We start from the raw sequence: 9,101 nt of genomic DNA, 5'->3' as shown, positions 1-9,101 counted from the left end.
AATTTCGAACATCCGATGAAGCTATCGACAGTGGCAATGAACTGACGATGACCATCAGTCACCCGCTACGCAGTGTGAAAGTCCCGGTTGGCACCTCGCTGTTATTTGCTTTGGAGCAACACAAAGTGCCAGTGATGGCCGCTTGTCGTGCGGGTGTTTGTGGCTCGTGTAAAACCCGCATTCTGCACGGTGAATACACCACCAGCAGCACCATGACATTGACACCGGAAGAAATCGCTCAGGGTTATGTTCTGGCATGCAGTTGCCAGTTGCAGGGGGATGTTCAGCTGGCTTAAGGCCTTTTCATGTCAGCCCCATAAATGCCTATTGCCCGCATTTATGGGGCAATTATATTGTTAATGGGGCAATAATCGTTAAACGCGCCATACTTTGACCTCATATACCCTAAATAACTCGAGTTGCAGGAAGGCGGCATCTGAGTAAGTCCCTGAAAGCTTGCATCAATAAGTGACCGGGGTGCGCGAAAGCAGTCAACGCACCAGCAGCTTGAAGTATGACGGGTATAGGATAATGACTCGCCATTAATCCTTGAGGGAACAACTATGAAGCAAACCGTGGCAACACTGGTCGCAAAAACGTTGGAACAAGCTGGCGTTAAGCGAATCTGGGGCGTAACCGGCGACTCACTCAATGGCCTGAGTGATAGCCTGCACCGCATGGGAACTATCGAGTGGTTGGGGACGCGCCACGAGGAAGTTGCCGCTTTTGCCGCAGGCGCGGAGGCACAACTCACCGGCCAGCTCGCGGTGTGCGCGGGTTCTTGTGGCCCGGGTAACCTACATCTGATTAATGGCTTATTTGATTGCCATCGCAACCATGTTCCCGTGCTGGCAATCGCCGCTCATATCCCCTCCAGTGAAATTGGCAGCGGATATTTTCAAGAAACTCACCCACAAGAACTGTTTCGTGAATGCAGCCACTACTGTGAATTAGTTTCAAATCCGGAACAATTGCCTCGCGTGCTGGAAATTGCCATGCGCAAAGCCATTCTTAACCGGGGTGTTTCAGTGATTGTGCTGCCGGGTGATGTTGCACTACAGCCTGCTCCGGAAGAAGCCGCCGTGGTGTGGCAAACGCCGAAACTGCCTTTGGTTCAGCCACTGATGAGTGAGTTGAATATTTTGGCCGAGATCTTGAACAAGGCGAAAAATATCACCCTAATGTGTGGCAGTGGCTGCGCGGATGCCCATGATGAAGTGGTGAAACTGGCTGAAATGCTACAAGCCCCAGTGGTACATGCGCTGCGCGGTAAAGAACATATTGAGTGGGACAATCCCTACAGTGTAGGTATGACCGGGCTGATTGGTTTTGCCTCCGGCTATCATGCCATGATGAATGCCGATACTCTGGTATTACTGGGGACACAATTCCCCTACCGCGCGTTTTATCCCACTCATGCAAACATCATTCAGATTGATATCAACCCCGGTAGCATCGGCGCTCACTGCCCGGTCAATATGGCACTGGTCGGTGATATCAAAACTACGCTGAGTGCGCTGTTACCCCAGTTAGACGCCAAAAGTGATAAGACGTTTTTGACCAAAGCCCTGGAGCACTATCGCACCACGCGCAAAGATCTGGATGGGCTGGCAACCGCCAATGATAACCAACCCATTCACCCGCAATATCTGGCGCAACAAATCAGCCGCCATGCCACCGATGATGCCATTTTCACTTGTGATGTTGGCACACCCACCGTGTGGGCTGCCCGCTACCTGGAAATGAACGGAAAGCGCCGTTTGCTGGGTTCGTTTAACCACGGTTCTATGGCCAATGCCATGCCACAAGCCATTGGTGCGCAAGCCACCGACCCGAATCGGCAAGTTGTGGCCTTATGTGGTGATGGCGGTTTCACTATGCTAATGGGGGATTTCCTCACCTTGGCACAGCTAAAATTACCGGTGAAAATTGTGGTATTTAATAACAGTGTATTGGGTTTTGTCGCCATGGAGATGAAAGCCGGTGGCTATCTAACCGATGGCACTGACTTACATAATCCTGATTTTGCCGCTATCGCTAACGCGGCGGGCATTAAAGGTATTCGGGTAGAAAAAGCCTCTGAGTTAGATGCGGCACTGGAAAGCGCTTTTGCCCATCCGGGGCCAGTTTTGGTCGATGTGGTCACGGCCAAACAAGAACTGTCGATGCCGCCACAAATCAAGTTTGAGCAAGCCAAAGGATTCAGCCTGTACATGCTGAGAGCTATCATTAATGGCCGTGGTGATGAAGTGGTCGAACTGGCCAAAACCAACTGGTTACGGTGATAAAATACCGTTCACTTCATAAAAACTCTCTCCGTTTTTCCTGCCACAGAGGCCGATTTTATACTGGCTTCTGTGGTAAACAATTGTTGTAATTTTCCCATCCAGTTAACAGTTTTCACATACTATCCAGATAAAAATTAAGCAGGTGCATGAGGCTGCTTTATTTCAATCCTCATACATAATGAACGGCGCAAAAATCATATTAAAATCGAGACTGTATTGGGGATAAATACAATGGCAAAAAGCACTATGTCAGATTTCTCACCCTCGGCTGAGCTTATCTGCATACTCAGAGCAAAGTCTTACAGTGAGAAAAGAGAGGGATACAAAACGGATGATTATATCTCGCTGTTAATTTCGCACTCTTTAACCTCTTTTTTTTCAATGACACAAAAATCATTTTTGATGCCGGGTAATATTCTCTCACCGCAGATACCTGCGGGCAGCTATGAATTTTTAATTAGCCGGATAAAATATATCGACGAGTTCTTCCAATTACGTGCCAGTGAATTTTCCAATATTTTTATTTTGGGCGCGGGCTTTGACTCCCGGGCTATTCGCTTTCAGAATCAGCTACAGCAAAACCGGGTTTATGAACTCGATCATCCGGTATCTCAAAAAAGTAAAATTGCTAAACTACAAGAGCTTAGTATTCCTACCCTCGAAAATTTACGCTATATCCCGATTGATTTTAATCAACAGAATTTAGCGCATATCTTGCAAGAACTGCCGATAAAAAAAGGAGAAAAAAACCTGTTTATACTGGAGGGGCTAGTGATGTATCTCCCGCCCAGCACGGTGGATACTATTTTTTCAGCTATCGATATCTATGCCCCCGCTGGCAGTGAAGTCATTTTCGACTATGTCTATGCCGATATCCTCGCCGGAGAGACTATTTCATATGGATCACAAGAAGTGTTCGAAGGATTAAAAAATATTGGTGAGCATTGGATCTTTGGCATAGAAAAAGGGCGTCTGGCGGCGTTTCTTAATAAGTATCATCTGAAATTGTATTGTGATGCCGATGCCAGCACATTGGAACAACGTTTCTTCATGAATAAAAAAGGCGAAGTACTCGGGAAGCTGAATACAGCACTGGCCATTGCTCATGGAATTAAATAAAAATCAGAACAAAATCAGCGAACAGACCTTGCTTGCGGGATGAATATCCTATTTAAAGCAAATAACCTTTTCTCAGGCTTTTTTGTTTTAATATTCTCGCTATGATGAAACAACTCTTTCCCTGTTCGCGAGAAAATTATGCTGATCGATTTACGCAGTGACACAGTAACGCAACCTGATGCCGCCATGCGCCAAGCCATGGCTAATGCCGAAGTCGGCGATGATGTGTATGGCGATGACCCGACGGTGAATGCTTTAGAAGCCCAAGCCGCCGAGTTATCCGGCAAAGAGGCCGCATTATTCCTGCCGACCGGCACACAAGCAAATTTAGTGGCACTGTTGACTCACTGTCAGCGCGGTGAAGAGTATATCGTCGGCCAAAAAGCGCATAACTACCTGTATGAAGCCGGTGGAGCCGCAGTGCTTGGCAGTATTCAGCCGCAGCCTATTGATGCAAATGATGACGGCACTTTACCACTGGATAAAGTTTTGGCCGCTATCAAGCCCGATGATATTCATTTTGCCCAAACCCGGCTGTTAAGTTTAGAAAATACCCACAGCGGAAAAGTATTGCCACTGAGTTACTTGCAGCAGGCATGGGAATTGACTCGTGAACAGAAACTGGCGCTACATATTGATGGTGCTCGTATTTTTAATGCCGCCGTGGCATTGAATGTCCCTCTGAGCAAAATCACGCAATATTGCGATACTCTGACAATCTGCCTCTCCAAAGGGTTGGGCGCACCGGTTGGCTCACTGCTGTGTGGCAGCGCTGAATACATCAAACGTGCGCGTCGTTGGCGCAAAATGACCGGCGGCGGCATGCGCCAGGCGGGCATACTGGCCGCGGCAGGGCTATATGCAGTAGAGCACAATGTAGCGCGACTAAAAGATGACCATGACAATGCCCTTTGGTTGGAGCAACAATTGCGTGCGCTCGGGGTAGAGATAGTGGCTCCGGGAGCGCAAACCAATGTGCTGTATATTAAACAATCTAGCGAATTCGCCGCCAAATTGGGCCCGTGGATGCGCGAACGTGGGGTATTAATCAGCGCAGGCCCAATCACCCGAATGATTACTCACATCAATATCAGCCGTACGGATTTGGAAAAAGTCGTCGCGTTGTGGCGCGAGTTTTTGGCCGAGCAGCGCTCATGACACCACAGCGGATATTGGTGCTGGGGGCCAGTGGCTATATTGGTCAGCATCTGGTACCGAGACTCAGTCAGCAAGGGCATGCGGTCACTGCGGCTGCCCGCCGTATCGAGTGGTTAAAAGAGCAACCCTGGCCGGGGGTCGATTGCCGTTTTGTCGACCTTTACCAGCCCTCAACCCTAATTACCGCGCTACAAGATATTGATGTCGTCTATTATCTGGTACATGGCATGGGTGACGGGCAGGACTTGATTGAGCAGGAACGCCTGGCCGCCACCAATATGAAAGTGGCGCTGCAACACAGTCCGTCAGTAAAACAGATCATTTATCTCAGTGCATTACAGCCGGATGATAACAGTTCCCCTCATCTGATTGCCCGCAAACTGACGGGTGAGCTGCTACGCCAAAGTGGCATTCCGGTGACGGAGCTGCGCGCCAGTATTATCGTCGGCCCCGGCTCTGCCGCTTTTGAAATTATGCGCGATATGGTTTATAACCTGCCAATTCTGACGCCACCGCGCTGGGTGCGCTCAAAGTCATCACCGGTTGCACTGGAAAACTTGCTGATTTACTTAACGGAATTGCTCAATCATCCGGCCTCAGAAAACCGCATTTTTGATGTCGCCGGGCCGGAGTACATTAGCTATCAAACCATGTTCGAGCGCTTTATTGCCATCAGTGGTAAACGGCGTTGGCTGGTCCCCATCCCGCTCCCTACCCGCTTTATCTCGGTTTACTTCATTAATATGGTCACGTCGGTGCCCACGTCAATTGCCAGCGCATTGATTGAAGGGCTGAATCACGATCTACCTGCGGATGGTGAGGCTTTACAGGCACTTATCCCCCAGCAACTGATCAGTTTTGACGATGCGGTCAAAGAGACATTACGCCGTGAAGACGAAGTGGTGGATTCCCCTGATTGGGGTTATGACCCCGAGGCTCGCGCCCGCTGGCGACCGGGTTATGGCTTTTATCCCAAACAAGCCGGCTGCCAACTCTATACCTCTGCTTCCAGCGAAGCACTGTGGCATGTGGTACAGCAAATTGGTGGCAAAGAGGGTTATTTCTATGGGAATCCGTTATGGAAAACCCGCGCCTGGATGGATGATCTTGCCGGTGGAGGTGTCGTTTATGGCCGACCTGACAGGGAAACGCTGGAGTTAGGTGACCTGATTGATGGCTGGAAAGTTATCACGCTCAAACCATTACGTCAGTTGGCCATGATGTTTGGCATGAAAGCACCGGGGCTTGGGCGACTCACCTTCACTATCAAGGATTTAGGTGGGCGGCGTAGTTTTGATGTTCGGGCATGGTGGCACCCGGCGGGCTTTAATGGATTACTGTATTGGTTTGTGATGATGCCCGCACATCTGTTTATTTTCCGCGGAATGGCAAAACGCATCACCACTTTAGCAGTGCAATATGACCGCGAACGCAACCACAAGAGCGACGAATAACACTGCAAATTCAAGTAAGCACAACATCCCCAAATTAATTGGAATTGCAGCTAGGCGGCAAACGAATGAACCCCGATGAGCTTACATAAGTAAGTGATTTGGGTGAATGAGAGCTGCTAACAACGCTGCAAATTCAAGTAAGCAGGGGATTCTGATTGCATAGCGCTGCATTTCACGAAAGAATGGCATCTTATTTGCTGGATGAATAAATAAAAGCTCTAGCATTCTGATTTTTGGTGGGAACCGAATTCGCTATGAAGGTATTGGTCACCGGTGCAACCTGTGGGTTAGGCCGAAATGCCGTTGAATATCTCCGTCGTCAGGGTATCAAAGTTATCGCCACCGGCAATAATCCGGCGATGGGCGTATTATTGACAAAAATGGGCGCTGAATTTATTCATGCGGACCTCACGAATCTGGTTTCCTCGCAGGCAAAAGCCATGCTGGCCGATGTCGATACACTGTGGCATTGCTCCAGTTTTACCTCGCCGTGGGGTACCGAGCAGGCTTTCGAACTGGCCAATGTCCGCGCCACACGCCGCCTGGGCGAATGGGCTGCGGCTTATGGTGTGGAGAATTTTATTCATATCTCCTCACCGGCCATTTATTTCGATTATCATCACCATCGTAATATTCAGGAAGACTTCCGCCCAGCACGTTTCGCCAATGAATTCGCGCGAAGCAAGGCCGCGGGAGAGGAAGTGATTCAGCAATTAGCGCTGTCCAACCCGCAAACCCATTTCACTATTTTGCGCCCGCAGGGTCTCTTCGGCCCGCACGATACCGTGATGTTGCCGCGTCTGCTGCAAATGATTAAGTATTATGGCACGCTGCTGCTCCCCCGGGGCGGAGATGCGCTGGTAGACATGACCTATCAGGAGAATGCCGTCCATGCGATGTGGTTGGCAACTCACAGCCAAAATATGCAGTCTGGCAGAACGTATAATATTACTAATCAGCAACCCCGTCCGCTGCGCACCATCGTGCAACATCTACTGGAAGAGTTGGATATGCCCTGCCGTATTCGCTCAGTGCCCTACCCGATGATGGATATCATGGCCCGAGCCATGGAGAAACTGGGAAATAAAGCCGAAAAGGAACCAATATTGACCCATTATGGTGTCGCTAAACTTAATTTTGACCTGACACTGGATACCCAGCGTGCAGAATTAGAATTAGGCTACCGCCCGCAGGTGTCATTGGATGAAGGTATTATCCGCACGGCCCGTTGGTTAAAAGAGCACGGCAAGCTCAACACGCGTTAACTCCGCAGATTCTTTGGGTCTATACTACAATCACTTTCATAACAGATTCTTTCACTTAAGGTCATCATATGAAAAAGAAAAATATTGCCCTGATTCTTCCTCTTGCCATTCTGCTGAGTGCCTGTAGCAATACCGTAGACCCGGCATATAAAGATATCAGCAGTCGTGCCGCACCTTGCATTGACGGTGGGCCGGACCGGGTAGCGCAAAAATTCTATGACCTGCGGGTTCAGCAAATCGGCAATCAGAGTGGCTTGCCCGATGATAATCTGTCAGCCCAATTTCGCCCTTATCTGAGCCTGGCTCTTTATGAACACATTCAAACAGCCAGAAAGCAAGCAGGGAATCGCACCTCTTCTACGGTAAATAATACCCAAACTATCAATGGCGATATCTTCACCAGTTTGCGTGAAGGTAACACCAGCGCGGATGTTGCCAGTGCTTCAACCATTCCTAATACCGATGCGCGGAATATTCCATTACGCGTCAATTTGACGCACCAGTCGGCAGGTGGGCAATCAGTGATGTGGCAAGACGAAGTGTTGATGATCCGCGAAGGAACCTGCTGGGTCGTCGATGATATCCGCTTTATGGGCGTCTCTGCCCCGGCCAGCAGCCTGCGCCAACTTCTGGGTGATCACTAACCAGCCCAAAATGCAGCCAACACCCCCGCAATTTGAAGGAAAAGGAGTATCCCCTATAGATTTCGAATTGTAGGTAGGCGGCAAGCGAACGCATCCCGATGAGCTTACTCAAGTAAGTGATTCGGGTTAGTGAGAGCAGTCAACACCCCTACAATTTGAAAGATGACGGGGATCGCTCTGTCAGATTTATTCATCGCATGACAAATTCCCTCTGATAGCATTCAACTCCAAATGTTATGCTGTTTTCTGCCCCTGATGCTGGTTATTAATAAATTTTAACGCACAAAGATTGCATAAGTATGCCGCGGAAGTTACCATTCACGACATCATTGGCTATTCAGATTTGGCGCATGAGTATTCAACTTAACGGAATTAACTGTTACTACGGCGTACACCAGGCGCTGTTCGACATTACATTAGACTGTCCTGCGGGCGAAACCTTAGTGCTATTAGGGCCAAGCGGTGCCGGTAAAAGCTCATTATTGCGTGTGCTTAACCTGCTGGAAATGCCACGTTCAGGAACTTTACAGATAGCAGGTAATCACTTTGACTTTTCCCAGGCTCCAGGCGCAAAAGCTATTCGCGAATTACGCCAGAATGTGGGGATGGTCTTCCAACAATACAATCTTTGGCCACACCTCTCTGTCATACAGAATCTGATTGAAGCCCCTTGCCGCGTGCTGGGTCTGTCAAAAGATGAGGCTATGGCGCGGGCAGAAAAGTTACTGACCCGTCTGCGTTTGACTGATTTTGCCGATCGCTTTCCGCTACACCTTTCGGGGGGTCAGCAACAGCGTGTGGCCATTGCGCGCGCGTTGATGATGGAACCGCAGGTTTTGTTGTTTGACGAACCGACTGCGGCGCTTGACCCAGAAATCACAGCACAAATTGTTAGCATTATCCGTGAATTGGCAGGAACCGGCATCACTCAGGTGATTGTCACCCATGAGGTTGAAGTCGCCCGTAAAACGGCCAGCCGTGTGGTTTACATGGAAAACGGCCACGTAGTCGAACAAGGTGATGCCAGCCACTTTACACAACCAACCACTGAAGCTTTTGCCAGCTATCTGTCACATTGATATCTATTTGGGAATTTGCGATGAAAAAATTAATAATTGCTGCCGTCCTTGCCAGTATCAGTTTGTCCGCCTCTGCCGCTGAAACTATTCGTTT

The 9,101-nt window shown here is 49.2% G+C and carries 8 protein-coding genes; all 8 read left to right on the top strand.

Features of this window, described 5'->3' with window-relative positions; translation table 11 throughout:
• Positions 1–296 (top strand): 2Fe-2S iron-sulfur cluster-binding protein (locus ACNSO8_RS02060; protein WP_418393675.1); only part of this gene is annotated, 296 nt, incomplete at its 5' end.
• Between the two features lie 267 nt (positions 297–563).
• Positions 564–2,285, top strand: coding sequence for a ubiquinone-dependent pyruvate dehydrogenase (gene poxB, locus ACNSO8_RS02055; protein WP_418393674.1), 1,722 nt, complete (start codon positions 564–566; stop codon positions 2,283–2,285).
• A 234-nt stretch (positions 2,286–2,519) separates the two neighbouring features.
• Entirely contained in the window at positions 2,520–3,407 is an 888-nt protein-coding gene (locus tag ACNSO8_RS02050) for a class I SAM-dependent methyltransferase (RefSeq protein WP_418393673.1), read from the top strand.
• A gap of 138 nt (positions 3,408–3,545) precedes the next feature.
• On the top strand, positions 3,546–4,565 hold the full coding sequence (ltaE, locus tag ACNSO8_RS02045) for a low-specificity L-threonine aldolase (RefSeq protein WP_418393672.1): 1,020 nt from the start codon (positions 3,546–3,548) through the stop codon (positions 4,563–4,565).
• Positions 4,562–6,019, top strand: coding sequence for a DUF2867 domain-containing protein (locus ACNSO8_RS02040; RefSeq protein ID WP_418393671.1), 1,458 nt, complete (start codon positions 4,562–4,564; stop codon positions 6,017–6,019). Before ltaE ends, ACNSO8_RS02040 begins: the two co-directional genes overlap by 4 nt.
• 254 nt (positions 6,020–6,273) lie before the next feature.
• Positions 6,274–7,284, top strand: a complete 1,011-nt coding sequence (locus tag ACNSO8_RS02035) for an NAD-dependent epimerase/dehydratase family protein (protein WP_418393670.1) — start codon at positions 6,274–6,276, stop codon at positions 7,282–7,284.
• Positions 7,285–7,352: 68 nt separating this feature from the next.
• Positions 7,353–7,928, top strand: coding sequence for a lipoprotein (locus ACNSO8_RS02030; RefSeq protein ID WP_418393669.1), 576 nt, complete (start codon positions 7,353–7,355; stop codon positions 7,926–7,928).
• Between the two features lie 350 nt (positions 7,929–8,278).
• Positions 8,279–9,007, top strand: coding sequence for an arginine ABC transporter ATP-binding protein ArtP (artP, locus tag ACNSO8_RS02025; RefSeq protein ID WP_005162824.1), 729 nt, complete (start codon positions 8,279–8,281; stop codon positions 9,005–9,007).
• The last annotated feature ends 94 nt before the right edge of the window (positions 9,008–9,101 follow it).

This window comes from Yersinia sp. LJYL362, assembly GCF_048323875.1.
Note: the sequence above shows the minus strand (reverse complement) of the source record. Positions and strands in the feature narration are given on the sequence as shown.

What these genes read in the sequence shown, in the direction of transcription:
- poxB (WP_418393674.1), top strand. Translation starts at nt 564, where the DNA reads ATGAAGCAAACCGTGGCAACACTGGTCGCAAAAACGTTGGAACAAGCT.
- ACNSO8_RS02050 (WP_418393673.1), top strand. Translation starts at nt 2,520, where the DNA reads ATGGCAAAAAGCACTATGTCAGATTTCTCACCCTCGGCTGAGCTTATC.
- ltaE (WP_418393672.1), top strand. Translation starts at nt 3,546, where the DNA reads ATGCTGATCGATTTACGCAGTGACACAGTAACGCAACCTGATGCCGCC.
- ACNSO8_RS02040 (WP_418393671.1), top strand. Translation starts at nt 4,562, where the DNA reads ATGACACCACAGCGGATATTGGTGCTGGGGGCCAGTGGCTATATTGGT.
- ACNSO8_RS02035 (WP_418393670.1), top strand. Translation starts at nt 6,274, where the DNA reads ATGAAGGTATTGGTCACCGGTGCAACCTGTGGGTTAGGCCGAAATGCC.
- ACNSO8_RS02030 (WP_418393669.1), top strand. Translation starts at nt 7,353, where the DNA reads ATGAAAAAGAAAAATATTGCCCTGATTCTTCCTCTTGCCATTCTGCTG.
- artP (WP_005162824.1), top strand. Translation starts at nt 8,279, where the DNA reads ATGAGTATTCAACTTAACGGAATTAACTGTTACTACGGCGTACACCAG.